At 54.4% G+C, this 25,475-nt stretch carries 24 protein-coding genes, 2 tRNA genes and 1 riboswitch; of the genes, 15 read left to right on the top strand and 11 right to left on the bottom strand.

All coding sequences use genetic code 11. The features are described 5' to 3' along the window. Positions 1-187: 187 nt before the first annotated feature. The 4 genes from UF64_RS11860 (at position 188) to UF64_RS11845 (ending at position 3,612) form a co-directional block, all read left to right on the top strand. A complete protein-coding gene (locus UF64_RS11860; RefSeq protein ID WP_044828737.1) occupies positions 188-1,018 on the top strand; it encodes an aldo/keto reductase in 831 nt (276 codons plus the stop codon). 460 nt (positions 1,019-1,478) lie between these two features. Continuing rightward, the gene (locus UF64_RS11855; protein WP_044828736.1) at positions 1,479-2,132 is read left to right on the top strand and encodes a YitT family protein; all 654 of its coding nucleotides are present in this window, start codon (positions 1,479-1,481) and stop codon (positions 2,130-2,132) included. Positions 2,133-2,239: 107 nt separating this feature from the next. Beyond that, a complete protein-coding gene (locus UF64_RS11850; protein ID WP_044828735.1) occupies positions 2,240-3,034 on the top strand; it encodes a DUF3800 domain-containing protein in 795 nt (264 codons plus the stop codon). Positions 3,035-3,090: 56 nt separating this feature from the next. Next, entirely contained in the window at positions 3,091-3,612 is a 522-nt protein-coding gene (locus UF64_RS11845; protein ID WP_200892672.1) for a Gfo/Idh/MocA family oxidoreductase, read from the top strand. Positions 3,613-3,729: 117 nt separating this feature from the next. On the opposite strand, the gene UF64_RS11840 is transcribed toward UF64_RS11845, so the two are convergent. From UF64_RS11840 to UF64_RS11820, 5 genes are all read right to left on the bottom strand, one after another. Next, positions 3,730-3,806: transfer RNA gene (locus tag UF64_RS11840), tRNA-Arg, on the bottom strand. A gap of 146 nt (positions 3,807-3,952) precedes the next feature. After that, complete coding sequence (locus tag UF64_RS11835) at positions 3,953-4,246, bottom strand: ETC complex I subunit (protein WP_044828734.1); 294 nt, start codon at positions 4,244-4,246, stop codon at positions 3,953-3,955. 145 nt (positions 4,247-4,391) lie between these two features. Next, a tRNA-Pro gene (locus tag UF64_RS11830) sits at positions 4,392-4,468 on the bottom strand. A gap of 171 nt (positions 4,469-4,639) precedes the next feature. Then, complete coding sequence (locus UF64_RS11825) at positions 4,640-5,086, bottom strand: DUF192 domain-containing protein (protein WP_044828733.1); 447 nt, start codon at positions 5,084-5,086, stop codon at positions 4,640-4,642. Further along, on the bottom strand, positions 5,083-6,222 hold the full coding sequence (locus UF64_RS11820) for an acetoin utilization protein AcuC (protein WP_044828732.1): 1,140 nt from the start codon (positions 6,220-6,222) through the stop codon (positions 5,083-5,085). Before UF64_RS11820 ends, UF64_RS11825 begins: the two co-directional genes overlap by 4 nt. Before the next feature lie 264 nt (positions 6,223-6,486). On the opposite strand from UF64_RS11820, the gene UF64_RS11815 reads away from it, so the two are divergent. From UF64_RS11815 to UF64_RS11785, 7 genes are all read left to right on the top strand, one after another. Then, the gene (locus UF64_RS11815; RefSeq protein ID WP_052657612.1) at positions 6,487-7,656 is read left to right on the top strand and encodes an EAL domain-containing protein; all 1,170 of its coding nucleotides are present in this window, start codon (positions 6,487-6,489) and stop codon (positions 7,654-7,656) included. 33 nt (positions 7,657-7,689) lie between these two features. Beyond that, complete coding sequence (locus tag UF64_RS19730) at positions 7,690-10,656, top strand: PAS domain S-box protein (protein ID WP_052657611.1); 2,967 nt, start codon at positions 7,690-7,692, stop codon at positions 10,654-10,656. An 83-nt stretch (positions 10,657-10,739) separates the two neighbouring features. Beyond that, positions 10,740-10,851, top strand: a riboswitch (TPP riboswitch). Beyond that, positions 10,842-11,624, top strand: a complete 783-nt coding sequence (locus tag UF64_RS11805) for an ABC transporter ATP-binding protein (RefSeq protein WP_044828731.1) — start codon at positions 10,842-10,844, stop codon at positions 11,622-11,624. Its footprint overlaps the riboswitch before it by 10 nt. Beyond that, positions 11,621-12,433 carry an ABC transporter permease gene (locus UF64_RS11800; RefSeq protein WP_044828730.1) on the top strand — a complete coding sequence of 271 codons (813 nt, stop codon included), beginning with the start codon at positions 11,621-11,623 and terminating at the stop codon, positions 12,431-12,433. The genes UF64_RS11805 and UF64_RS11800 overlap by 4 nt, the downstream gene beginning before the upstream one ends. An 80-nt stretch (positions 12,434-12,513) precedes the next feature. Further along, positions 12,514-13,467, top strand: coding sequence for an ABC transporter substrate-binding protein (locus tag UF64_RS11795; RefSeq protein WP_044828729.1), 954 nt, complete (start codon positions 12,514-12,516; stop codon positions 13,465-13,467). 185 nt (positions 13,468-13,652) lie between these two features. Continuing rightward, positions 13,653-14,705, top strand: coding sequence for an MBL fold metallo-hydrolase (locus UF64_RS11790; protein WP_235285042.1), 1,053 nt, complete (start codon positions 13,653-13,655; stop codon positions 14,703-14,705). A gap of 91 nt (positions 14,706-14,796) precedes the next feature. Beyond that, entirely contained in the window at positions 14,797-15,648 is an 852-nt protein-coding gene (locus UF64_RS11785) for a membrane protein (RefSeq protein WP_044829002.1), read from the top strand. Between the two features lie 34 nt (positions 15,649-15,682). Here the strand turns inward: UF64_RS11785 and UF64_RS11780 are convergent, their stop codons facing one another. Beyond that, positions 15,683-16,996 (bottom strand): FAD-binding oxidoreductase, encoded by a 1,314-nt coding sequence (locus UF64_RS11780; protein WP_044828727.1) that lies wholly within the window; start codon positions 16,994-16,996, stop codon positions 15,683-15,685. Between the two features lie 367 nt (positions 16,997-17,363). Here UF64_RS11780 and UF64_RS11775 point away from each other — a divergent pair, with 367 nt between their 5' ends. Then, a complete protein-coding gene (locus UF64_RS11775; RefSeq protein ID WP_044829001.1) occupies positions 17,364-18,518 on the top strand; it encodes a PLP-dependent aspartate aminotransferase family protein in 1,155 nt (384 codons plus the stop codon). Between the two features lie 42 nt (positions 18,519-18,560). Next, on the top strand, positions 18,561-19,613 hold the full coding sequence (locus tag UF64_RS11770; RefSeq protein WP_044828726.1) for a ChaN family lipoprotein: 1,053 nt from the start codon (positions 18,561-18,563) through the stop codon (positions 19,611-19,613). A gap of 39 nt (positions 19,614-19,652) precedes the next feature. Here UF64_RS11770 and UF64_RS11765 read toward each other — a convergent pair whose 3' ends face one another. The 5 genes from UF64_RS11765 to UF64_RS11745 all read right to left on the bottom strand — a co-directional run bounded on the left by UF64_RS11765 (position 19,653) and on the right by UF64_RS11745 (position 22,431). Next, a complete protein-coding gene (locus tag UF64_RS11765) occupies positions 19,653-20,195 on the bottom strand; it encodes a Panacea domain-containing protein (RefSeq protein ID WP_044828725.1) in 543 nt (180 codons plus the stop codon). 145 nt (positions 20,196-20,340) lie between these two features. Next, positions 20,341-20,787, bottom strand: a complete 447-nt coding sequence (locus UF64_RS11760) for a hypothetical protein (protein WP_044828724.1) — start codon at positions 20,785-20,787, stop codon at positions 20,341-20,343. Positions 20,788-20,913: 126 nt separating this feature from the next. Further along, a complete protein-coding gene (locus UF64_RS11755) occupies positions 20,914-21,441 on the bottom strand; it encodes an adenine phosphoribosyltransferase (protein WP_044828723.1) in 528 nt (175 codons plus the stop codon). A 159-nt stretch (positions 21,442-21,600) separates the two neighbouring features. Beyond that, the gene (locus UF64_RS11750; RefSeq protein ID WP_044828722.1) at positions 21,601-21,834 is read right to left on the bottom strand and encodes a hypothetical protein; all 234 of its coding nucleotides are present in this window, start codon (positions 21,832-21,834) and stop codon (positions 21,601-21,603) included. Between the two features lie 330 nt (positions 21,835-22,164). Next, a complete protein-coding gene (locus UF64_RS11745; RefSeq protein ID WP_044828721.1) occupies positions 22,165-22,431 on the bottom strand; it encodes a hypothetical protein in 267 nt (88 codons plus the stop codon). A 237-nt stretch (positions 22,432-22,668) separates the two neighbouring features. On the opposite strand from UF64_RS11745, the gene UF64_RS11740 reads away from it, so the two are divergent. Both UF64_RS11740 and UF64_RS11735 read left to right on the top strand, forming a co-directional pair. Then, positions 22,669-24,381, top strand: coding sequence for a methyl-accepting chemotaxis protein (locus tag UF64_RS11740; protein WP_044828720.1), 1,713 nt, complete (start codon positions 22,669-22,671; stop codon positions 24,379-24,381). A 295-nt stretch (positions 24,382-24,676) separates the two neighbouring features. Beyond that, positions 24,677-25,471 (top strand): motility protein A, encoded by a 795-nt coding sequence (locus UF64_RS11735; protein ID WP_044828719.1) that lies wholly within the window; start codon positions 24,677-24,679, stop codon positions 25,469-25,471. The last annotated feature ends 4 nt before the right edge of the window (positions 25,472-25,475 follow it).

Raw genomic sequence — 25,475 nt, 5'->3', positions numbered from 1 at the left:
ATCAGGCATTCCCGCATAACACCCCGAATGCACAGCCTTTCTCATCCTGATGTACAGGTTGCGCCCTTGCGTCCTTGGACTAAATCTGGCGCACATATCGGGCAAACTGACACCTGATCGTCATTTGCACATGACCTCGGGAACAGCCAAAATCACAACAATCAAACTTCACAGGGGGTAAACCAGCATGATTTACCGGAACTGGCAGGGCGTTGAAATTCCCGCCCTTGGCTTTGGGACGTATGAGCTCAATACCGACGATGCCGCGACCATGATCGCGGAAGCCGCCAAGATCGGCTATCGCCATTTCGATACCGCCCAGATGTATCACAACGAAGAAGGTGTCGGTCGCGGCCTGAAGGCATCCGGCCTTGCGCGCGACGACTATTTCGTCACCACCAAAATCTGGTACGACAAATTCCAGAGCGGCGATCTGCAAACCTCGGTCATGGAAAGCCTACGCAAGCTTGATCTTGAACATGTCGATCTGTTGCTTCTGCACTGGCCGACCGATGACGTACCGCTTGAAGAAACCATCGCGGCATTGAACGAGGTCAAAAACCTTGGCATGACACGCCTGATCGGGATTTCAAACTTCCCGACCGCCCTGATCGAAAAGGCCGTGTCGCTGAGCAACATTCCACTCACCGTCAATCAGGTCGAATATCACCCCTATCTCGATCAGACCAAGGTGCTCGAAAGCCTGCGCGCACGCGACATGCTGCTGACCGCCTATTGCCCGATTGCGCGTGGCACGGTCCTGAAGGACCCGACGCTCAAGGCCATTGGCGAGAAATATGGCAAATCGGCCGTCCAGGTAACGCTGCGCTGGTTGATGCAACAAGACAGCGTCATGGCCATCCCGAAATCGGGATCACCGAAAAATGCCGCCGCCAATTTCGACATCTTTGACTTCGAGCTGTCTGAAAGCGATATGACCGCGATCCATGATCTGGCCAAACCGGATGGTCGCCTGATTGATCCGTCCTTTGCCCCGAAATGGGATCAGGCCGCCTGACCCCGGCAACGCTGACCTTCGCAAACACGCATAAAATTGCCAAGACCGGCCCCGTTTGGGTCGGTCTTTTGCGTTTGGGGATACGACCACGTCAAAAACGCGCGATTTTTACCCCCTTCTTGCGCACAGCTTGTTTCGCACCTGCGAAAGGCGTATTTTTAATGAGGGTCAGGGCCTATCAATTTGATTGGAATGGCAGACGTTATATTTGTGAAATCCAAGGAAAAGCGCGCCGGGCGGGCTGGTGCCCCGGACAAGGGGTTTGACGCAGGAGTTTGCAAATATAACGTCTGTCCTTCGGATTGAACGGATTTGCACGGGCTACTTTGTCGCAAAACCTTGAAAGATAGACATCTTCCCGCGGTTTTGCTTCGCGTATCCGCACAAATCCGATCAACCATTCGAACCAAATTAATAGGTCCTGACCCTAATTAATCAACCAACTGGCAGCATTTCGCTTATGAGCACCAAAAACACGACCGATACTGTAACCACCACCAGCACGCCGAAAAAAGACGATATCGCCCATCGCCCGTATGAGGACGTTCTGGCCCTATTGCTCGGCACAATGGTGGTGTCACTCGGTGTGACGCTTTATAGTGAAAGCATCCTTGTCACCGGCAGTACTGCGGGTGCAGCCCTTCTGATCGAACATGCTACGGGGCTGTCCTTTGGCGTGATCTTCTTTGTGATCAACCTGCCGTTCTACTGGCTGGCCTTCAAGCGCATGGGCAAGGCGTTCACCATCAAGACGTTCATCGCCGTTGGTCTGGTCTCGGCCTTCTCGAAACTGACCCCGATGCTGGTGACGTTCAACACGCTCAACCCGATCTATGCTGCGGTCGCAGGTGGTGCACTGATGGGCATTGGTCTGCTGATGCTGTTTCGCCATCGCGCCGGCCTTGGCGGGGTCAATATCCTCGCCCTGTATCTGCAGGAAAACTTCAACATCCGCGCTGGCTATTTCCAGCTCGCCGTTGATATGGTGATCCTCATCTGCGCCTTCCTGACCCTGCCGTTTGACAAGGTCCTGCTCTCCATCCTCGGCGCAGTGGTCCTCAACCTGATCATCGCGCTGAACCACCGTCCGGGCCGGTATCTGGCGGCGCGATAAGACCACGCAACATCGAGACAACACGTATCAATCCATGGTTGATTTTCAGTAAGAATTAATGAATATTAGTAATACAAGTACAAAATAAATCTTTGTTGTATTGAAGCATGTATATTGCAATTGATGACACGTATGGACCCGTTGATTCTGCGCCAAGCAAGTATGTTACTGGCGCCAGGAGAACTCATGTAGCAGTTATATTTCCAAATGATCAAGTTGATGACATACGGCAACAAGTTACAAACTGCTTAGATTTCTTTGGAGAGAAACTTTCGGCCCGACCTGAAGAACTTCATTTTGTTGATATATACAACAGAAATGGTGTTTGGAACGATATGACAAATGGAGAAAATTTAGCCATCATTTCTGCGTTCGCAAACATTTACAATCTGTACAACTGGCGCGTAAACATTCAAACAATCGACGACAGAACATTACTCGATCAGCCAGCACTACAGAATTTCCCAAAGATTGACAACCTCGACCCCAAAAATCGCGATGATTTGTCCCTTTATCTTCTATGTCTAAAACTAAGGCGCGAAATTCAGAAGCTAGATGAAGACACGTGGATTTTTATCGATGAGGGAAAAAAGAGACCCAACACTCAGTTTGGCGAAGTTTTTTTTTCCGACTTAAATGTCAACGTTTCCGGAACCTACTCTTCCTCCTCAAGTGAGCCGCTTCTTCAAATAGCTGATTTCTTGGCATTTTCCGTCAATAGAATGACACATCTCAGTCTCAAGCCTACACGCACTGATACTGACCAGTGGTTTATGAGCACTATTGGTAAAATGAACATCAATTGCGCAGATATTCCGACGACTTCGCTCAAACCAAATTTCACTATAAAAGATTTTGACGAACTTCATCGTGTAGACAGGGTATCAAAAGGCCTTGAATAAAACGACCGATCACAATCCGCATAGCAAAAACTTATGCAACCATGCAGGACATCCCGATGGGTCATACCCTGGCAGCGGTCAAGGATGTTCTGGGCGATTTCGGCACCCTTGATGCCACGGTCCTGAGTAATTTTGACACCGTCAAGATCGCAGAAACCGGCGAGGAAAAGCCGAAAAATGCCGCCGATCAGGTTCTTGTACAGGGCACCATGGCAAGTGGTGCGGCCCTTTCGGGGCATTACCGTGGTGGCGTAACTCGTGGCACCAATCTTCTGTGGGAAATCAACGGCACCGAAGGTGACATTCAGGTCACCGCCGGCCTTGGTCATGCCCAGATGGTTCAGCTGACCATCAAGGGCGCCAAGGGCGAGGAAAAGGAACTGAGCGATCTGATGCCAGATGCATCCGTCTATGACGGCATGCCGGAATTCCCGGGTGCGCGTAACGTGGCGGGCATCTATGCCCGTATCGCCGATGACATCAAAAACGGCACCAAAACAGCACCGACCTTTGCTGACGGCGTTGAACTGCACAAGGTTCTTGATGCCATCGAAAAATCGGCAGAAGCCAAGAACTGATCACACCTGATCCAGCGGGATCAACATCCCGCTGCCTGATCATCAGAGATCACCTGAAATCCGGGGCCTGATTTGCGGGCTTCGGATTTTTTGTTTTGCACTATTGGAAGATAAAAATGGCGATCCCTGCAGGACTCGAACCTGCAACCTACAGATTAGAAGTCTGTTGCTCTATCCAGTTGAGCTAAGGGACCGCTGGGTGGGGGCTGGTTTGCTTATCCCCCGGGGCATGGCCTTGGACGCCTGCCCGACTGAGTGCAGGGTTTAACGTCCCCTGTCAGACGAAACGGGGCGGAAATCCGCCCCGAAAATTGGTCAATCGCCGCTGGCAGTTGCCAGATCAGACAACGCGCTTGAACGCGAAGTTATCGGCATAGGATTTGATCTGAACCTTGCGCGGTTTCGGCATTTCGATATCCGCGATCAGCTTGTGCTTGGCCGCAAAGGCCTGCGCTTCTTCGAGGGTTTCGAAATACATGCGGACCTGACCACGGGTATCGGTCGATCCGATCCAGCCCATCAGCTGATCGGCAACCTTTTTCGCACCCGGTTCAAATTCCATGACCCAGTGCTTGGTTGCAGCCTGACCGGACTGCATGGCGTTCTTGGCAGGTTTGTAAACACGGACCTTCATCGGGACCCTCGTCTTGACCGTCGGGATAAGATGGTGATGGCAGTTAAGCGGGCCTCTCTAACCCCTGCTATCCCTTCATCTTTTACACCTTTTATCGCCAATTGGAAATCCCGATGGGCATCCGAAAAACGATAAAAGGGGAAAATGGTCGGGAAGGCGAGATTCGAACTCGCGACCCCCTGCTCCCAAAGCAGGTACGCTACCAGACTGCGCTACTCCCCGACGCGGATGTGGATTTAGCACCATCTTGCTGGGTGGGCAAGACCGCATTACGCGTTTTTATGTAAAAAATGGCACAACAAGTTTCGCAAAAACCAAAGGCCGCAGATATCACCTGCGGCCTTGCTATTGCTGATTGATCGCCCGGCTGTCTGTTGGCCGGGGCTTTGTTGGTTAGCGCGGCAGTCCTTCGACCTTCTCACCAACTTCAAAGCCCATCCGGTCGGCTGAACCGCCATTCAGTTCCAGCACAAAGCGCACGGGCCTTGGCGACGGAATGATGGTTTCAGATTGCGGGACAGTCCGCTTTTCTATGCCGACAATCGTGCCATCGGCTGCGATGAACAGCATATCAAGCGAGATAAAGGTGTTTTTCATCCACATCGAAATGTCACGGGCACCGCCGAAATCAAACAGCATGCCGGCATCATTGGCCATTTCGGTACGGAACATCAGGCCGCGTGACCTTTCTTCGGGTGTCACGGCCATTTCAACATTGAACACTTCGCCATCAACAAGAAGACGCGACCGTTCAAATCCGGTTGCCTTTGCATTCAGCCCGGCAACAACCGCCGCGCTGACAAAGCACACAACCAAAGCCATCTGAAAGAACGACTTCATACCCCATACCCTCTTAGTCTTCTGACGCGCTCCCGGACCTCGTCCCGGATGGCGCCACCCCGCCATGGATCTGCAAGTGTGGTAAACAACTCACTTGCGGGCTGTCTGCCACGGCTATGCGACCATTTTATGACACGCAGGATATTTTCCGCTGTGATGGGTAACACATCAGGTATTTCTATCCCGTTAATGGTTGCCCACACCCCGGACCAACAGCGTGCAACGCCATATGGACTATATCCTCCGCCGCCAAGAACCAGACTTCGGGGTGCCAATCGGGTCATCGTCCCCACGACTTCCCAGATCGACTGATTGCCCAAAAGCTGTCTGGACAGTGGATCTTCTGCAAGAGTATCACATCCACATTGCAAAACAATAGCTTGCGCCGCAAAACTTAATCCAAGAGGAATCAAATATTCAAAAAGGACGTAGCGCATCTCGTCATCATGCATGCCGCCCGGCATCGGTAGATTGCGCGCCATGCCGCCCGCAATGTCATCAATTGCGCCGGTTTTGGGCCACAGGTCTTCCTGATGCATCGATACGGTCAGAACGCGCTCATCCTCGGCAAATGCGTATTGCACCCCGTCCCCGTGATGGGCGTCGATATCGACATAAAGGACCCGGTCCAACCCGCTATCAAGCAAGGCATAAATTCCCAGAACCGGGTCATTGAAATAACAGAACCCCGATGCCCGATCGCGCAGGCCATGATGCGTGCCTCCTGCCGGATGATGGATGATCCCGCCATCGGCAATCAGCTTGGCTGCCATCACCGATGATCCGGCTGCGGTCGCCGGACGCCGGAAAATTTCCGGGTAAATCGGATTGCCGTTTTTACCGAGGCCAAACTTTTTCATCAACGCATCGGGCAAGGCCTGATCACGTTCGGCCTGCATGACGGCGGCGATATAATCCGGGTCATGAAAGCGCGCCAATTGATCGGGCGTTGCCACCGGCCCGGTCAGATAGGTTTCTTCATCCACCCAACCCAGCGCATGAACCATATCAACCACCAGCGACACCCGCGGGATCGCGAGCGGATGTTTCGGGCCATAGCTTGACCCGCGATAGATCTCGGCCGCGATCATGCGGGTTGGAACGTCTGGGGTTCTGTGGTCGGGCAGGTTCACCATTTCAAACCGGATAATGATGCAGATATATCGTCAGAAGTGACGGGTTTCTTGGGCCGGTGCAAGACTGGATTTAATCAAAAGCCCCGGATAACCCGCCCTGCCAGAACGGGGTTGCATCCCTGATCGCGCCGAGGTTGCAAAAATATATCCTCAAATGAGGATATCGCCCCTTATACATCCCGATAGTCTCCCCATATCGTTCTTAATGGACAGTTTTTCCCGGGCCTTTTGGCGTATTCTTTTTGACATCTGGTGAGACCATCCTTGCATATTTCGAAGACGGATCAGATCAACATTCTGATCATCGATGATGAAACGGATATGAGCGAATTCGTTGCCGACGCGGTCACCGCCATCGGTCACAATGCGGTTGCCGTATCCGATGCGGATGATTTTGTCCGGGCCTATTCGACGGCGTTTGACATCATCATCCTTGATCTTTTCATGCCGAAACTTGACGGCATTGAAATCATCCGCTTTCTGCATGAAAACCGTTCACGTGCATCGCTTATCCTCATGAGCGGCAAGGACAAATCGATCCTGCATTCCGCATCAGAACTGGCCTCCGAACGCAAGATGGAAGTGCTGGGCGTGCTTGAAAAGCCGTTCACGATTGATCAGCTCGAAGCGGTCATTGGAAAATTCATCCCCCAAAAACACCGCCCGCAAGACCCGCCCTCTGCCCTGCCAACCGAACAAGGGCTGCGCCGCGGCATTGAACAACGCGAATTCTTTCTGGCTTATCAGCCGCAATTCGATTTCAAGACCGGCAAGATCGCCGGTGTCGAGGCATTGCTGCGCTGGCAACACGCGACACGCGGCTTGATCCATCCCGGGCTTTTCATCCCGCTGGCCGAGCAATCGGGGCTTATCAATCCTCTGACGGAATATGTGCTTGAAGAAGCCATGGCGCAGATGGCGAAATGGCGTGATTACGACATCACCATGTCGATCAACGTATCACCAACCACCGTTGTTGATCTGGATATGCCCGAAAAGCTTGATGACATGATCAAGGCCCGTGATATCGCGCCGGAAAAGATCATCATCGAGCTGACCGAAACCGCCATCATGGAAAATGTCAGCTCCTATATGGATATCCTGACGCGGCTTCGGATGAAAAATTTCAATCTGTCGATTGATGATTTTGGCACCGGTTATTCATCCATGCAGCAACTGGTACGCGTGCCGTTCAATGAATTGAAGATCGATCAGTCCTTTATTCGCCAAGCCATCACCGACCGTGAATGTCAGGCGGTTGCCCAGATGTCGCTGTCACTCGCCCACGGTCTTAACATGCACGTCGTCGCCGAAGGGATCGAGGATCAGTCAACCTATGACTGGCTCAAGGAATTGGGCTGTGAAATCGGTCAAGGCTTTTTGATGTCGCGCCCCATTTCGCCCGAAGAAATCGAAGAACGCTTCTTGTCCTGAATTCGGGTACAACTTCAGAGTGACGGCACGCAGATGAAAAAGCCCCTGCTCCTTGCGAAAATCCTGACCCCGATAATCCTGGTTGCCCTGGTCATTGGGATCGGTGCGCTTCAGGTTCTCTACAAGGACATGCTCAAGGAACGCAGCGCATCAATGCTCAGTCTGGCAAAAACCAATGCCGAACTGATCAACGCGGTAGCCGCCTACGACTATCGTGCAGCACCGACCGAAAACAAACAAAGCGCCTTTGGTGCGACCCTGTCGCAGGTCACGGACGCATTCAACGCTCTTTCGGCACTTGAGGGCACCGAAGAACTTCTGATCGTGCATCAGGAAGGCGACGCGATTGAAATTCTGGTTCATCAGGAAACCAAGATCAAGGAACGCGATCATAACGCCCCGGTCCCGCTTGAGTCCAACTACGCCAAACCCATGATTGAAGGGCTCAATGGCAAGTCCGGACTGATGTGGGTGGATGATGACCACGGCAATGAACTTCTTATCGCCTATGCCCCGGTGCCCAAGATGTCCGTCGCCGTACTGGTCAAAATCACCCGTGACGAGTTGATCGCGCCTTTCAAGGCTACCGCCATCATGCTGATCACGCTGGGGATCGCTGCCATTGGTGTCGCCACCGCCTATACATATTCCCAGATCATGCATGTGATTAAGCGCGTATTCAGCGCGCAGGAGGATGCCCACAAGGCCCTTGATGAGGCCCAAGCCGCCAAAAAAGTGCTTGAGCATGCCCTGAAATCCTCAAGCGAGGGCTTTGCTCTGTTTGATGCCGACGACCGGTTGGTGATCTGCAACGATGTGTATCGTGAAATATACAAGACCCTCGCGGATGCAATAAAAACCGGAAACCGCCTTGAAGATATCCTACGCATCGGCCTTTCACGCGGTGCCTTCCCCGATGCCGTCGGGGTTGAGGACATCTGGCTTGCTGATCGTATGGAACAACATCGCAAACCCAGAAGTCGCGTTGAACAGCAGGTTGGCGACCGCTGGCTTCTGATCTCAGAACAGCGAACCGAAGACGGCGGCACTGTCGGTGTCCGCACCGATATCACAGAGCTCAAAACCAAAGAACGAGAATTACGCGACAGCGAAAAGCGTTTCCGCGATTTCACTCAGACCGCATCGGACTGGGTCTGGGAAAGCGATACGGAACATCGCGTCAAGGATACCAGTATCCGTGCTGCCGATGTACCAAACTTTGACATTGATAATGTTAAGGGTAAGCGGCGCGACGAGTATGCGGCCGAACCGACCGACACCCCCAAATGGCGCAAGCATTACGAACTTCTCGAAGCCCGTCAGCCGTTTCGCGATTTCCAGTATCAGGTCCAACTCAATGACCATACTGTGCTGACGATTTCGATTTCTGGCGTGCCGGTATTTGATGATCTTGGTACCTTCCTTGGCTATCGCGGCACCGGACGTGACATCACCGCCCTGATTGAAACCCGCGAGCGGTTCCGGGTGGCGTTCGAAAGTGTCACGGTCGGAATTGTCTTTGCCGATGAAACCGGCGTGATCGAGGGCTTCAATCCCGAGGCCGAGAACATCTTTGGCTATAGTGCCGAGGAAGTTATTGGTCAGAATGTCTCGACCCTGATGCCCAACCCGGACAGTTCACGCCATCACACCTATATTAAAAACTATCTCACCACAGGCGATGCCCAGATCATCGGCAAGGGCCGCGAGGTCACGGGCAAGACAAAGGATGGCACCCTATTTCCGATGAACCTTGGTATTGCCGAGATGAACGTGCAGGGCCGCCGCCATTTCATTGCCTCGATCACCGATCTGACTGTCGAACATGCCCTTGAACAGCAATTGCGCCGCTCGCAAAAGATGGAAGCCATCGGTCAGTTGACCGGCGGGGTCGCCCATGACTTCAACAACCTTCTGGGTATCATTGTCGGCAACCTCGACCTTGCCCGGCGCAAGCTTGAAGAAGACTCACCCATTACGAAATTTGTCAGCAAGGCCATGACTGCGGCGGAACGGGGGGCCACTCTTACACGGCGCTTGTTGAACTTCTCACGCCAGGCGCCAGAGGAAAACGAAGCCCTGGTGATTAACGATATTCTAGTCGAACTGCGTGAACTGATTGGCAAGTCAATCACGTCAAAAATCTCGTTTGATCTGAAACTGTCGGCAGACCTGCCGCCGGTGCGCCTCAATGGCGGCGATTTCGAGGACGCGATCATCAATCTTGCCGTCAATGCGCGCGACGCCATGCCCGAAGGCGGCCAGCTCACCATCGAGACCCGCGTTTCGCATATTGATGCCGTCACGGTGCCCTCCGTGCAAAAAGTCCCGGAAGGTGATTATGTCGAACTGATCGTCAGCGACGATGGCAAGGGCATGACGTCTGAGGTCGCCGAACAAATCTTCCAGCCTTTCTTCACCACCAAGGAACGCGGCAAGGGAACCGGTCTTGGCCTTGCCATGGTGTATGGCTTTGTCAAACGATCGGGGGGCTATATATCGCTTTATTCCGAGGTCGGACTGGGCACGACGTTCAGAATTTACCTGCCATTTGCCGATGATGACGGTCAAAAGGCCCCCTATTCTGCCTTTGACAGCGAAGCCGAGCCCGAACATGGCACCGAGACTGTGCTAATTGTTGATGACGAACAGCAACTGGCCGAAATCGCGGCCTCGGTCCTCGGCGAATATGGCTACAAGACCATCACCGCCCATAGCGGCAAGGAAGGTCTTGCCATCGTTGAAGAACGCGATGACATCGACATGGTCCTTACCGACATCGTCATGCCCGGCGGCATGAACGGGTTGGAGTTGGCCGACAAGGCACGTGAACGCCGCCCCCATCTTGCGGTTCTGACCTGTTCGGGATTTACCGCCGATGTCCTGCACCAACGTGCGGCGGACAAGCCGGTCTATCCGCTGATCAACAAGCCCTATAACAACCGCGAACTGGCCAATGCGGTGCGCAAGACGCTTGATCAGGTTCATGAGGAAACCTGAGGGAGCCTCGCATTTCATTTGGCCGATCTCATTTACTTTTCTGTCACAAACCTTGACGTCTGCGTTTTGTCTGCGCATAGTCCCGTGATCTCCGGGGGGGCCGATCGTAAATCGGCTGAGAGGTTCGGTGTTGCCGAACGACCCTTTGAACCTGAACCGGTTAAGACCGGCGTAGGAAGGATCGAATGCGCAGCACAGAACAAGCGCCCCCGACGGCGCAAAATCCCACCAAATTTGATATCGCCCTGCGTGGCGGACGCGTTGCGTTTAACGCGACCGACATCTTCCATGACCTTGACCTGACGTTACAGGCAGGCAGCTTCACCTGCCTTCTGGGGCCAAGCGGGGTTGGGAAAAGCACGCTTTTGCGTTACTTCGCGGGCCTTGTTGAAGGCGATGTTAGCGGTACCATCACCTGTTCCGATAATATCCCGCTTGCCGGTCGCGTGGCCTATATGGCGCAGCAGGACCTGCTTTTACCCTGGCGCACCGTGCATGAAAATGTGGTGCTGGGCGCGGTCCTGCGCGGTGAAAAACCCAAACATGACAAAGCCTCACATTTGTTAAGTGAGGTCGGCTTGGCTGATGCCGCCCATTTGCGCCCCGCCGAACTGTCTGGCGGCATGAAGCAGCGCGCAGCCCTTGCCAGAACGCTGATGGAAGATCGCCCCGTCGTTCTGATGGATGAACCATTCTCGGCCCTTGATCCGCTCAACCGCCTGCGTCTGCAGGAACTCGCCGCACGAGTTCTGCGCGGCAAGACGGTATTGCTGGTAACCCATGACCCGCTTGAGGCGCTGCGTCTAGGTGATCGTGTCCATGTCTTGTCTGGTAGCCCGGCACGTTTGCAGGATGCCATCACACCCAAGGGCCAAAGCCCGCGCAACATTGCCGTCCCCGATATTCTGGCCCAACAGGCCGAATTGCTTGGCCAGCTTGGGGCCGAGCCATCGGAGGGCGCGGCATGACCCATCAAATCAATCATCAGACCAAATCAAAACCGCTTTCCGAGCGTCGCTGGCTGATGCTGGCCCGCCCGCTGATAATCGTCGTCGCTTTGATTGCCACGTGGCAGGTGCTGGTGATCGTCACCGGTGCGCCAAAATACATGCTACCAACCCCGGCCGATGTCTGGACGACCCTGATCGCGAGGCATGATGTGCTGTTCGATCACGCGCAATATACCATTGCGGAAACCGTGATCGGTCTGTTTGCCGGGGCGGCGCTTGGCACGCTGGCGGCCATTCCGATGGCGCTGTTTTCACCGGTGCGTTTCTGGTTGATGCCGATCCTGCTTGTTTCGCAGGCCATTCCGTTCTTTGCCCTGGCCCCGCTTCTGGTGCTGTGGCTGGGCTTTGGTCTGGCTTCCAAGATCGCCATGGCCGCCCTGATCATTTTCTTCCCGGTGACGGTGGCCTTTTTCGATGGCCTGTCACGGACTGAAACCGGCTGGCTTGATCTGGGACGCACCATGGGGGCCAGTCGCTGGCGACTTTTGACCCATATCCGTTTGCCTGCTGCCCTGCCCGCCTTTGCATCGGGATTTCGGGTGGCCACCGCAGTCGCCCCGATTGGGGCGGTGATTGGCGAATGGGTCGGGTCCAGTCATGGGCTGGGCTATCTGATGCTGCATGCCAATGCACGGGTTCAGATCGATATGGTTTTTGCCTGTCTTCTGATCCTGTGTGCATTTTCGATCACGCAATATTTCATTGTTGATCGCGTGCTGCGCGCAGCCCTGCCATGGCAACCCGACAGTCTGAAACCGGCACAATAAAAAGAATTTCGCAGCCCGATGGGCAGCGACACCATCCCTTACACAATGAATGCACGGCGCATAAATACGGAGGTTCTTCCATGTCACGCCTGAAATCCATGCTTACCGCGGCAAGCCTTGGGGCTGCTGTTCTGGCAACGTCCAGCACGGCCTTTGCCGCAGACAAGCTGACCATCCTTCTGGACTGGTTCGTTAACCCCGATCACGCGCCGCTGATCGTTGCCAAGGAAAAGGGTTTTTTTGCCAATCATGATCTTGATGTCGAACTGATCGAACCATCCGATCCGTCCGCGCCGCCGCGCTTGGTTGCGGCTGGTCAGGGCGATGTGGCAGTGAACTATCAGCCGCAGCTTCATGTTCAGGCTGCCGAAGGCCTGCCACTGACCCGCATCGGGACTCTTGTTGCGACCCCGCTTAACAGCCTGATTGTGCTCGAAGATGGCCCGATCAAGGAAATCGCCGACCTTAAAGGCAAGAAGATCGGTTATTCGCTGGCCGGGTTTGAGGATGCATTGCTTGGCACCATGCTGGCCAGTCACGGGGTATCGATTGACGATGTCGAGCTGATCAATGTGAACTTCTCGCTGTCGCCATCGCTTTATTCCGGTCAGGTCGATGCGATCATTGGCGGCTATCGCAATTTCGAACTCAATCAGATGGAAATCGAAGGCAAGCCCGGCAAGGCATTCTTTGTCGAGGAAGAAGGCGTTCCGCCCTATGACGAGCTGATCCTGACAGTGCGCAATGATCAGACCAATGATCCGCGCTACGCCCGCATGCTGGCAGCCCTTGAAGAAGGTGTGCAGTACCTGATCAACCATCCCGATGACAGCTGGAAGGCCTTCATTGCTGCCTATCCGAACCTTGATGACGAACTCAATATCAAGGCATGGGCCGATACCATTCCGCGCTTTGCCCTGCGCCCGGCAGCCCTTGATAAGGCCCGCTATGCCCGCTTTGCCGACTACATGGTCAAACAGGGATTGATTGATAAAACCCCGGCGCTGGAAACCTACGCAACCGTGATCGAGTAACCAACCAGTCCCCCCCCTGCTTTCGCGGGTTGCGTCCCAGCACCTGCGAAAGCACCCCGAAAGGCCGGAAAGCATGCCCCGCATTCCGGCCTTTCCCTTGCGCAGGTGAAATTGCCCGTTACCTTATAAAGGCCCGTATAAAGCGCAGCATGGCGATCACGCCCAAACCGGATCAGGACAAAAACGTGCAGCAAAAAGCAAAACGCGACCATCACACCGATACCGGTTTTGAAAACCGCCATCCCCTGCCCGACACGGTCAAACGGTCCTTCTGGCATTTCTTGCGGCGGCGCTATTTTGGCGATGACAACTGGCCCAAGGCCAAACATCAGATCGGCAAGATCGCGACCGAGACACCCGATCATGAGGCCATCCGCAATCCGGACCCGGCCCGGCTGCAGGTCACATGGGTCGGCCATGCCACGGTTCTGGTGCAATATGGCGGGCTTAATATCCTGACCGACCCGGTCTTTTCCGACCGCGCATCCCCGTTCAGGCGCCTTGGTCCGAAACGCTATACCCAGCCGGGCCTTGCCATTGATCAGCTGCCCGAGCTTGATCTGGTGTTGCTGTCACACAATCACTACGACCATTTCGATCTTGCCAGCCTGACGGAACTTGGCAACGCGCCGCGCTACGTCCTGCCGCTCAAGAACGGCGCGCTTCTGGAGAAGGCCGGCATTACGGCTGATCGCTATGTCGAGCTCGATTGGGATGAAAGCCATCATCATGATGATCTGAAAATCACCCACGTGCCGTCCAACCATTGGTCAAGCCGCACTACCAAGGACCGCAAGGAAATGCTGTGGGGTGGCTATGTTCTCGAATTCGCAGATGGTTACCGGTTCTATTTTGTCGGTGATACGGGTTGGAACGAGGCGCTGTTTACTGAAATGGGCACCATCCATGGCGGGATTGATTTTGGTCTGATCCCCATCGGGGCCTATGACCCCCGCGATTTCATGCGCAACTCCCACTGCAATCCCGAAGAAGCCATTCAGATCATGCAGAAAATGGGCGTCAAACAAGCACTTGCCATTCACTGGGGCACCTTTGTGCTTACAGCCGAACCGGTGGATGAGCCGCCCCAGCGACTGGCCACCGCACGCAAGGATGCCGGAATTGCCGATGGCGATTTCATTGCGCCACCAATTGGCGCGACACGGTTCTTTGATGGCAAACCGAAATCCGCATCGACAACCCGCGAAAATGTCGAGCCTACGGCGTCCACCACATAGCAGCCCAGTCAAGTTCGGTTTGGTGGTTTTTCAAACTGCATGCTAAGCATCAATGATTGCGTCACAAAATCGTAACATTGATTGCCCCGCCATGACTTTGACTGTGTTTCTTGCCGTAATGGGTGCTGCCCTGATGCATGCCGTGTGGAATGCATTGGTCAAGGGTGGCGCTGACAAACTGATGAACATGACGGCGATTGTGCTTGGTCATACGCCGATTGTTCTGATCCTTTTGCCGTTGGTTGATCTTCCGGCCCCGGAAAGCTGGCCCTATCTGATTGGCTCCATCGGGCTCCATATCGGCTATCAGCTGTTTTTGATCCTGGCCTATCGCCTTGGTGATCTAAGCCAGGTCTATCCGATTGCACGCGGATCTTCGCCGCTGATTGTTGCCGCCGTTTCGGTGCTGATCATGGGGGTTACCCTGCATGTCAGTGAGTGGCTGGCGATTGTCGTGATCGGGGTTGGCATCATCAGTATGTGCATCACCCGTCAGGCCGATGGTCTGCGCAACCGCAATGCTGCCGTTGCCGCCATCGTCACCGGTTGCTTTATCAGCAGCTATTCACTGGTCGATGGTACGGGCGCACGGCTGGCTGGAACGGCACTTGGCTATTACAGCTATCAGACGATTGGCAACGTTGTGATCTTTGCCGTGATCGTAACCTTCATGCGCCCGCGCATGCTGGCCGATATTGCAAGATCCGGCAAAAAGGTCTTTGTGGTTGGGGGCACCGCGTCCTTTGCGGCCTATGCCACGGTCATGTGGGCCTTTACGCAGGCACCGATCCCGCTTGTGGTCGCACTACGCGAAACCGGTATCGTCTTTGCCCTTCTGATTGGCGTGTTCTTCATGGGTGAGAAGCTTAACCTTGTGAAGTTGTCCTCAACCATGATGACGCTGGGCGGGGCGATTATCCTGCGTCTGGCGCGCAGCCTATAACCGCCCCTGCCCGATATCGAATTTCTTTAGGGGATCAGACCCGTGTACGCGGGGTGCGGCGGGTGCCGTCTTCAAACCGGCCAAGCTCCATACCCTTGACCGAGATTGAGGGTTGCCCGGTGGTAATCCAGTCTGCCAGCACCTTGCCCACCACAGGCCCCATGGCAAAGCCATGGCCCGAGAAGCCCGACGCGACAAAGAAGTGCTTGGGGTTTTCGAACTGATCAATCACCGGCACGGCATCCGGGGTGACGTCGATGTCGCCCGCCCAGGTATCGACAATGCCGACTTTCTTGATCTGTGGCAGGACCTTTTGCAGGTTGCGCATCGCGTTTTTAACGCGCACTTCATAGGGTTCGGCCTGATTAGTGCGCCGACCGATCATCGGCTGTTTGGCGGCATCAGATCCCGGCATGCGATCTACCAGATCATCAAAGAACCGCTTGTTGAAGTGGAACTTGAAGGTCGCCCAGTTATCCAAAAGCCCCGGCATGAAGTCGCGGGCATATTTCAAACGCCCCATCGTCAGGTCAATGTCGGTCATGAACTCATCAGCGATGTTCATCGAACCATCGGCGCGCTGACGAAATGCAAGACCGGCCGCCAGTGTGCCAGCAGCGGAGATATCTGGCACCGGGGTGGTGCGAATCACGGTGCCGCGCGTGGTTTGTTGCGGCAAACGTCGCCCGAACTTGGCAACGAATTTATGCGTCGCCGCCCCGGCAGCACAAATGACGTATTTGCATTTGATCTCGCCCTGCTCAGAGACAACAGAACTGATTGCGCCTGCTTCGGTTTCAATCGAAAGTGCGCCGCAGCCTTCGGCAATCACGGCACCCAATTCACTGGCGCGTTTGGCAATGGCCGGTGCGGCCTTTTTCGGTTCGGCCTGACCGTCTGATGGCGTGTAGATGCCGCCGACACCGGGTGCTGTGATGCCGGGGACGAGCTTTTCAACACCCTTGGGATCAAGAACCTGCGTTTCGATCCCGAAGCCCTTGGAATCATCGATCCACTGTTCGAACTCGCTCATTTCCTTGTCATCGCGCGCAACGAACAGGACCCCACCCTGACGCCATTCCAGATCGGCATTCAGTTCCTTTTCAAGGCCTTGCCAGATCTTGTTGCCTTCCATCATCAGCGGCAACTCAATCGGATCACGCCCCTGCTGGCGCACAAAGCCCCAAGCACGCCCGGACTGATGCGACGCGATGGTGTCCTTTTCCAGAAGCACAACTTTCATGCCGGCCTTGGTCAGGTAATAGGCAGAAGATGAGCCGTGAATACCGCCGCCGATAACAACAACGTCGCATTCCTTGGGCAGGGTGGTCTTGGGATAATTCGTCATGTGGGGGCCTAGGGTCAGGAGCGGTTAATTTGGTTCGAATGGTCGCTCAGATTTGTGCGGATACGCGGAACGAAACCGCAGGAAGATATCTATCTTTCAAGGTTTTGCAACAAAGTAGCCCGTGCAAATCTGAGCGATCCGGAGGACAGAGTTTATAGTTGCAAACTCCGACGTCAAACCCCTTGCGCGGGATACCACCCCGCCCAGCGGGATTTTCCTTGGATTTCACAACTATAAACTCTGCCATTCCAATCAAATTAACCACTCCTGACCCTAAAGATCAGTTTTGGTGGCAATTCAGTTTGGTGTGTGGCGGGAACCACGTTATGTTGCGCGCCAACAAATCTCAACCAAATCAGGTGCCACCATGTCTGATAATGCAAAAAAACAGTCCCCCGCCACCATCAGCGCACAAGCGCTTGGCTGGGTTGATGAAGCCACCAAATCCGTTACACCGCCGCTTTATCCGTCGACCACGTTCGAACGCAACACGGATCTCAGCTACCATGACGGGCGCTGCTACACACGTGCGGACAACCCGACCTATGATCAGGCTTGTGCTGTATTGAACGAGCTTGAAGGCGGTTCTGAAACGCGTCTGTTTGCATCGGGCATGGCGGCTGCCGTTGCGGTTTTGCATGCGCTGAACCCCGGTGATCATGTTGTCGCGCCCAAGGTAATGTATTGGGCGCTGCGCAGCTTCATGCTCGATAGCGGTGTGCGCGCCGGGCTGAGCTTTGATTTCGTCGATAACGCCGATATCGCCGACTGGGACAAGCACATCGTTGCTGGCAAGACCAAGTTGGTCTGGCTTGAAACCCCGGCCAACCCGGATTGGCAGATCACTGATATTGCTGCGGTTGCCAATCTTGCCAAGGCGGCCGGTGCCGTTGTTGCGGTTGATAACACCGTCGCCACCCCGCTTCTGACCCGCCCGATTGAATTTGATGCTGATATCGTCATGCATTCAGCGACCAAGTACCTCAATGGTCATAGTGACGTTCTGGCCGGATCATTGACCACCGCAGCAGACAGCGAGTTCTGGCAGCGTGTTTGCAAACAGCACGCATCCGGTGGTGCTGTTCTTGGTGTGTTTGAAACCTGGCTTTTGCTGCGCGGCATGCGCACCCTTTCGGTACGTGTCGAACGTGCCAGTGCCAATGCCATGGCAATTGCCAAGCATTTCGAAAACCATCCGGAGATCGAACAGGTCCAGTATCCCGGCCTTGAAAGCCATATCGGCCATGACATTGCCAAAAAGCAGATGCAGGGTGGCTTTGGCGGCATGCTGTCGCTTCGGGTCAAGGGCGGTGAAAAACGCGCGGTTGATTTCCATAACCAGTGCAAGCTTTTCAAACGCGCAACTTCCCTTGGCGGGGTTGAAAGCCTGATCGAACATCGATCCTCCGTCGAAGGCCCGACAAGCCCGGTTCCGGCAGACCTTTTGCGCCTGTCCGTCGGGATCGAAGATTGTGATGATCTTGTTAACGACCTGGAAACGGCTTTGAATATAAGTAAATAAACATATACTGCGTTTTTTCTTTGAGCCGGAACGACATCGCCCATGCAGCAACCGACGCCTTCACAACATTCAATCAGATCCTGGACACGTGTTTTTACCCGTGGCGTTTCTGCAGTTGTGCTGGCATCGGCCGTTCTGCTTGCCGTCTTGGTCAGCCCGGCAGCAGCGCAGGATAATAGCAGCGCACAGGGCACCCTTCCGGATGTCAATTCCCTCCCCCCGGCACCGGGTTTGATCTTTGATGTGAAAGCGGGCGAATACATCATGTTTGATGTGCTTGTCCAACGCCTGTCGGATCGCAAATATGTTCTGATCGGCGAAAAGCACGACAACCCGATCCATCATCATCATCAGGCCCAACTGGTCGACGCACTGAGCAAGGCTGATGAGCAGGAACGCGCGATTGTCTGGGAAATGTTTACCCGCGATCAGCAAGTCACCCTTGATGACAGTTGGCAGGAAATTCCGATTGCCGAACTTGGCCCGGCTCTAGCGTGGGAAGATCGCGGTTGGCCGTCATGGCATGACTATGCCCCGATCGCACAGGCTGCGCGTGACAACGGCTTGATGATGGTGGCGGGTAACCTGCCCGATGATCTGCTTAAGCCCATGATCAGCGACGGCAATGATGCCCTGCCCGATGATCTGGCCGCCAAGCTTGATCTGCCGGATATGCCGACCGACATGCTGGATCGCTTTAACGTCGAAATTGCCGAGGGCCACTGCAACATGCTGCCCGAGAGCATGCTGGGCAGTTTCTCGGCCGTTCAGTTCGCGCGTGATGCATCGCTTGCCCGCGCGATGACCGATGCAGCCAAGATTGACGGCATTGATGGTGCGTTCCTGATTGCCGGTGCCATGCATGTGCGTAACAGCATTGCCGCCCCCTGGCACATCAAGCGCTTTGAGCCGGATATCGAGATGCGCGACATTGCTGTCGTCAGCCTGATTGAGGCCGACGACCCCGGCCCCGACGCATCACTGGTCGAAGATTACGCCATGCGGTTTGGTGCGCCGGACGATATCGACTTCATGTGGTTTACCAACGATATCGCACGTGGTGATCCCTGCCAGAACCTTGGCATGGGCCAGTAACCTGGGCAGCCTTGCGGCCCGACCACATCCAGATTCTGATTACTTGATCTTGCGCGGCAACCAGTCGGTGGTTGCGACCGGCTTGCCCTTGTGCGAGCGCATGACGCGCGGGCGCACGACTTCCTTGGCCTCTGGCGTGGTCGCACTTTTGCGGACAGAGGCATAGAAATCGACCAGTTCCTCAAACGGGATGATCGTGCCAATGCCTTCCTTATAGGCCTTGGTAAAGGGCGGATGGTTGCGCACGGTCATGCTGAGATGTTCGACCGTGTGATGGCCAAATTGCGACCAGATGCTTTCAAGGAAATGGATGGTTTTCGGATCAACCGATTTAAGACGTACATCCGGGCGGGATTCTTCCATCACCGCATAAAGGTTCGGCTCCACCGGGCCAAATTCCTCTGCCACGAAAATCGCCGGCATCAGCATATTGCCGTGATAGTTCGCCCCGTAATAGGCCTGCGCCAGATACAAAAGACGATGCAGTTTTTGCGGCTGCAGGTATTCGTTGTCATTCAGTGCCAGGTCAATGAACCTGAAGGCGGCGTCGAATACCGTATTGAGAACCGGCTTGTTCTTCATGCTGGGCCCGATGGTCTGGGAAAACAATTACGCGTTACCAAGGATCATAAAGTCTATGGCAGACGCCAACAAGCATCACCAATCAGCTTTTTCAAATTTAAGGGAATGACAGTGGGGCGCAGAGTGCGTAGTGACTTGATCAAACCTAGACGGTCGCATCCAGATGCGTACCACGCACACCAACACCATGTGTCACGGCATTGACCACTGCATAGAATGACGTCCCACTATTGACCGACAGATCAAACGGGATCGAAGGATCCAGCAGGCTTGCGAAATCAACCTCGCTTGGCAATTCGACTGCGCCTTCACGGTCGCTTGCCCGGCGGGCCGCAGAGAGGTTGCGCTGTTCGGTGCGCTGGTCTTGTTGTTCGCCGGAATTGCCCTGCCCGGATTGACGTTTGTCTTTGCCATCGACATAGGCATTAAACAGAATGCCATCATCATCCGGGTCATAGGTGTAATGCTGCGAAGAAGCTTCGACCTGACTATCGCGGTCGACCGTTGCCGCACCGCGCGCACCAGCAGGCGCAAGTCGGCCATACTGGCCAACCTGTGAGACTGTCTGTGCGTTTTGGACCGGTGCGATCATCTTCCTCTGCCTTGGTGAAAGCCCAAAATGAGCTAAAACCTAATTCAACCTGTGCACTATACATGAATATATAGGTATATGGCAGCAATTTCGCAATTCCTGCCACCACATCAGGCCCTTGGCGGCTTAGTCGCCTTCAAATTCGACAAGATGGAATTCTTCGATCCCGCGATCACGGATTTTCTGTGCGCCGCCAAGATCGGGCAAATCAATGATAAAGGCGCAACCTGCGACCTCTGCCCCGATCTTTTCAACCAGATCAATCGCAGCCAATGCGGTGCCACCGGTGGCGATCAGATCATCCATAACCAGAACGCGACTGCCCGGTTTGACGGCATCCTTGTGGATTTCAATAACGTCGGTGCCGTATTCAAGTTCGTATTCGACGCCAACCGTTTCCGCCGGCAACTTGCCCTGCTTGCGGATGGTAACAAAGCCCACCCCAAGTGCGACCGCAACCGCCGGGCCGATGACAAAGCCACGGGCTTCGATGCCGGCGATCATGTCGATCTTCTTGTCCTGGAATTCGGCAGCGAAACTGTCGATCACTTCGCTTAGCCCATAAGGGTCTTCAAACAGCGTCGTGATATCCCGAAACATGATGCCCTTTTTCGGGTAATCGGGAATGGTACGGATCAACGACTTGATCGACATGGGATACTCCGGCCAGATATCAGGAAAAGTGATTGCGTAAGGCTCGGGCCATGAATTTCACAGCCAGATCACATACGGCGACACTTGATGCCTGAAACGGAGCGAATTGGCAAGGTACAACCCGCTTGGGATACCTTGCCTGGCCAAGCTTGGAACTTCTCAGGCCGCGTGTGACGCAGCCAGACGCGGGTTAGTGTGCGCGACGGGCGGCGTCCCGGCGACAAAGTCATTTGCAAGCTTCTTACTGATCTCCGCACGGGTGCCGCGCGGCAAGCCGGTCTGGGCGGCCTGACGGTTGCCCCACACCGCCCGATAAAGGCGGTAATCGTGGTCATTGATCTGACCGAAAACTTTTTCGACTTCCATCAGAGTCTGGACGTAACTCTTTTTCATGTCAGTCTTCCTGTTGCTCGTTGGGGTTTCGACGGCTTACCCGCCGAAATGCTGCGCATCCTTTTTGGTGATGCGTCGTTCACAGCAGCCATATAGTCCGAACTTCATGGCCTCTCAACTGCAGGACGGTGACAAGATCAGGAAGAATTTGTGACAGTTTGCCCAATTCTTCATACCGCCCAAAACCCGTCTTTCCCGGCAATAGAAGATTTGTGCCAGTTTACGCGCTATCCGGCCTCCTACCCGGCACATGAAAACGGCCTGCCTTCTGAACGAAGACAGGCCGTAAAAGTATTCCGGTCGCAGTGCTAGTGATGCGCCGCCAGGATGTCAGTTCAGCTTTTTTGCCGCTTCAGCCTGTTTGGCTTCTTCGTCGATCTGCTTTTGCAGCGCGTCGCCATACTCGCCGTAAATCCGCCCTTCAAGGGACAGTTCGAGAAAGCGGATATAGTCGTCCTGGTCGGTGATCTTGGCGCGCGCCACTTCGAGCACGTCAAACGGGCTTGCAGCATCAAGATCATATTTGCGGATCAGCCCCAGCATTTCTGCGGTGATCTGGTCGAGCTTCTTGCGGGTGTCGCTATAGGAAAGCGCCATCAGATTATCCTGTCATTGGAATTTTGTTTTCTGGCCTGCTTATGCCTGTTTGGCGCCAACCTGACAAGCCCCACGCCACCCTCTGGCCTAGGTGGCAACCTATACATTTGCACCCTGTGCAGCTTGAGGCATATCAAAGCACCCTCTGGGCCTGCATGCATGTATTAGAGACTTATATTTTTAACCGAAATCCTACTTTGTTGGAATTTTTGAAGTCGTCGCCACCGGGGAATTACCATGAGTATCCTGTCTGCCTTCAACGCCATGAGCATCCGCAAACGCTTTATGTGGGCGTCCGCATTTGGCGTTTCGACCACCGTGATTATTGCTCTTTTGATGATGACCGTGGTCGAAGAAAAAGCAATGGATGAAAAGCTCCATCAACTCAGCGAGAACGAGCTTACATCCCTGCATGCGCTGATCGTCAATGTGATGGCCGCCCGCCCTGATGATGTCGATGACATCGGCATTCAGGTCTTCAACAACTGGTTTGACAGCCGCAATGGCGACTACCCTGGTGAGCTCTGGTCCGCATGGGGACCAACCACCATGGCCTATATGGAAGAATTCGGTGATAAACCGCTCAAGACACCACGTGACGAAATTGATGCCGAAGCGATCGAAACCGGCCAGATGATCGGCCGCTATACCGAAAACGGCACCTATCGCCTGTCGATGCCGATTGTTCTGGGTGAAACCAAGGGCGCTGATCGCGAAGTCTGCTTTAGCTGCCACGGTGCGATGGAAGCCGAAAACGGTGACGTAATCGCAGTTCTGTCATCAAGCCTTTCGGTCGCCCCGGAACAGGCAAAAACCAACCGCATTCTGATCGGTATAGTTCTGGGTGGCCTTGCGATTGCGATCGCCACCATCATCGGCATGCGTGTTTTGCTTTCACGCATTGTCACCGGCCCGCTGTCTGATCTGGGCCGCGATATGAATGCCCTTGCTGATGGCAATACCAACTTTGAAATCAACGCCCTGTCGCGCCGTGATGAAATCGGCGAAATGGCGAAATCGGTGGATGTGTTCCGCACCAATGCCATCGCTAAAAAGCAGATGGAAGCCGAACAGGAAATTGAATCCAAACGCCGCGAAGAACGCATGCAAAGCCTTGAACGACATATCGGCAGCTTCGAAGGCGTTATTGCGCAGATCGTCGGTGCTGTTTCGACCTCGGCCGATAAAATGCAGACCACCGCGCGCGGCCTTGTAGATTCCGCTGACCGCGCAAGCAAAAGCGCAACCACGGTTGCCGCCGCGTCCGAAGAAGCCACGGTCAACGTTCGAACCGTCGCCGATGCCGCCGACCATCTGTCAGAATCCATTTCCCAGATCGGCCAACAGGCACAGCAATCGACCCAGATTGCCGCTGAAGCATCGCGTGAAGCCGCCCAGTCGTCCGAGACTGTTCAGGGCCTGTCTGAAGTTGCCAACCGCATTGGTGAAATCGTTGAGCTGATCAGTGACATCGCCGGTCAGACCAACCTTCTGGCGCTGAATGCAACGATTGAGGCTGCCCGTGCTGGTGAAGCCGGCAAAGGTTTCGCCGTTGTCGCGGCAGAAGTTAAAAACCTTGCCAACCAGACCGCCCGCGCGACCAGCGAGATTGCCGAACAGATCACCGCCATTCAGGAAGAAACCGGTAAAACGGTTACCTCGATCGGAGATATTTCAGACGTCATCAGCCGCATCACCGAAATGGTCAACACCATCTCAGCAGCCGTTGGTGAGCAGTCTGATGCGACCGATGAAATTGCGCAAAACGTTGAACAGGCAGCCATCGGCACCCAGGAAGTCAGCAGCAATATCGAACGCGTCAGCAACACCGTTGCCGACACTGATCAGGCAGCCCATCTGGTTCTCGATGTCGCCGAGGAGCTCGGCACCCTGTCAAACGATCTTCGTGCGCAGGTCGATCAGTTCCTGACCGATATTCGCAGCAGCTAACAGAAATAACGTCCCGACATTTCAATCCATCAACCGGCGGCAAAACAGGTGTTTTGCCGCCGGTCTTGTATTTGGCCCAATGCTGCCAAAATGAAAACGATGCCCCATGTTGCCGCCAAGGCGTTGCAACAGCCTTAGGCTCAAAATGCACAATCCACCTGCAATTGATAAAATTAACTTCAAAGCAACGTTTTACGTGCCTATTCTTACGTAAAAAATAATACGCGTTTTGCTAATATCTGGCGGCCATGCCGCAAGAAGCGCTATGTCGACGACCCGGGGGATTGTGGGGACAATGTCGTTTACGACGATTTTAGGCATCATGGTCGGTATCGGCCTGTTTATCGGATCGATCCTTATTTCGACCGATAACTATCTGGTATTCCTTAGCCTTTCGAGTGCGCTGATGGTGGTTGGTGGCACTCTGGCCGCGACCTTTATCGCCTATGAGGCACGCTATGTGCTGCTTGCGCTCAAGCTGATTTTCAAGATCTTTCGCGCCCCGCAAATGGGCCGCGGGCAACTGACTGGCGAAGTCGGTCGCGTCGTTAAATGGGGCTATCTGCTGCAGAAAAAGGGCATCAACGCCCTGGAACAGGAAGCAGAACGGGTCGGTAAGGACGAACCGTTTCTTGGCTGGGCGATGGAAGTCATCATTACCGGCTATGACGGCGAAGAAACGGCTGAAATGCTTCATAACGCCATCGACAATGCCTTTAGCCGCAACCTGGTCCCGGTTGCTATCCTTAAGAGCATGGCTGCAGCCGCCCCGGCCTTTGGCATGATCGGCACACTGGTTGGCCTTGTCATCATGCTTGATAAGATGGCCGATGATCCGACCTCGCTTGGGGCTGGTCTTGCCATTGCCTTGATCACGACGCTTTATGGCATTGTTGCCGCGCGCTTCTTCTTCCTGCCCGCTGCCAGCAAGATCCAGCAGCGCGAGGAAATCATGCGGTTTCGCAATTACCTGATCGCCGAAGGATTGATCATGCTGGCTGATCGCAAGGGCCCGCGCGCCATTCAGGACAGGATGAATTCCTTCCTTGATCCGGCCATTCATTTCAATATCGACAAGTCTTCGAACTAAGGGG

The sequence above is a fragment of the Thalassospira sp. HJ genome (assembly GCF_000948415.1).
Lineage (GTDB): Bacteria > Pseudomonadota > Alphaproteobacteria > Rhodospirillales > Thalassospiraceae > Thalassospira.
This window is presented reverse-complemented; position numbering and strand designations above follow the sequence as displayed.

What these genes read in the sequence shown, in the direction of transcription:
- UF64_RS11860 (WP_044828737.1), top strand. Translation starts at nt 188, where the DNA reads ATGATTTACCGGAACTGGCAGGGCGTTGAAATTCCCGCCCTTGGCTTT.
- UF64_RS11855 (WP_044828736.1), top strand. Translation starts at nt 1,479, where the DNA reads ATGAGCACCAAAAACACGACCGATACTGTAACCACCACCAGCACGCCG.
- UF64_RS11850 (WP_044828735.1), top strand. Translation starts at nt 2,240, where the DNA reads ATGTATATTGCAATTGATGACACGTATGGACCCGTTGATTCTGCGCCA.
- UF64_RS11845 (WP_200892672.1), top strand. Translation starts at nt 3,091, where the DNA reads ATGGGTCATACCCTGGCAGCGGTCAAGGATGTTCTGGGCGATTTCGGC.
- UF64_RS11835 (WP_044828734.1), bottom strand. Translation starts at nt 4,246, where the DNA reads ATGAAGGTCCGTGTTTACAAACCTGCCAAGAACGCCATGCAGTCCGGT.
- UF64_RS11825 (WP_044828733.1), bottom strand. Translation starts at nt 5,086, where the DNA reads ATGAAGTCGTTCTTTCAGATGGCTTTGGTTGTGTGCTTTGTCAGCGCG.
- UF64_RS11820 (WP_044828732.1), bottom strand. Translation starts at nt 6,222, where the DNA reads ATGGTGAACCTGCCCGACCACAGAACCCCAGACGTTCCAACCCGCATG.
- UF64_RS19730 (WP_052657611.1), top strand. Translation starts at nt 7,690, where the DNA reads ATGAAAAAGCCCCTGCTCCTTGCGAAAATCCTGACCCCGATAATCCTG.
- UF64_RS11805 (WP_044828731.1), top strand. Translation starts at nt 10,842, where the DNA reads ATGCGCAGCACAGAACAAGCGCCCCCGACGGCGCAAAATCCCACCAAA.
- UF64_RS11800 (WP_044828730.1), top strand. Translation starts at nt 11,621, where the DNA reads ATGACCCATCAAATCAATCATCAGACCAAATCAAAACCGCTTTCCGAG.
- UF64_RS11795 (WP_044828729.1), top strand. Translation starts at nt 12,514, where the DNA reads ATGTCACGCCTGAAATCCATGCTTACCGCGGCAAGCCTTGGGGCTGCT.
- UF64_RS11785 (WP_044829002.1), top strand. Translation starts at nt 14,797, where the DNA reads ATGACTTTGACTGTGTTTCTTGCCGTAATGGGTGCTGCCCTGATGCAT.
- UF64_RS11780 (WP_044828727.1), bottom strand. Translation starts at nt 16,996, where the DNA reads ATGACGAATTATCCCAAGACCACCCTGCCCAAGGAATGCGACGTTGTT.
- UF64_RS11775 (WP_044829001.1), top strand. Translation starts at nt 17,364, where the DNA reads ATGTCTGATAATGCAAAAAAACAGTCCCCCGCCACCATCAGCGCACAA.
- UF64_RS11770 (WP_044828726.1), top strand. Translation starts at nt 18,561, where the DNA reads ATGCAGCAACCGACGCCTTCACAACATTCAATCAGATCCTGGACACGT.
- UF64_RS11765 (WP_044828725.1), bottom strand. Translation starts at nt 20,195, where the DNA reads ATGAAGAACAAGCCGGTTCTCAATACGGTATTCGACGCCGCCTTCAGG.
- UF64_RS11760 (WP_044828724.1), bottom strand. Translation starts at nt 20,787, where the DNA reads ATGATCGCACCGGTCCAAAACGCACAGACAGTCTCACAGGTTGGCCAG.
- UF64_RS11755 (WP_044828723.1), bottom strand. Translation starts at nt 21,441, where the DNA reads ATGTCGATCAAGTCGTTGATCCGTACCATTCCCGATTACCCGAAAAAG.
- UF64_RS11750 (WP_044828722.1), bottom strand. Translation starts at nt 21,834, where the DNA reads ATGAAAAAGAGTTACGTCCAGACTCTGATGGAAGTCGAAAAAGTTTTC.
- UF64_RS11745 (WP_044828721.1), bottom strand. Translation starts at nt 22,431, where the DNA reads ATGGCGCTTTCCTATAGCGACACCCGCAAGAAGCTCGACCAGATCACC.
- UF64_RS11740 (WP_044828720.1), top strand. Translation starts at nt 22,669, where the DNA reads ATGAGTATCCTGTCTGCCTTCAACGCCATGAGCATCCGCAAACGCTTT.
- UF64_RS11735 (WP_044828719.1), top strand. Translation starts at nt 24,677, where the DNA reads ATGTCGTTTACGACGATTTTAGGCATCATGGTCGGTATCGGCCTGTTT.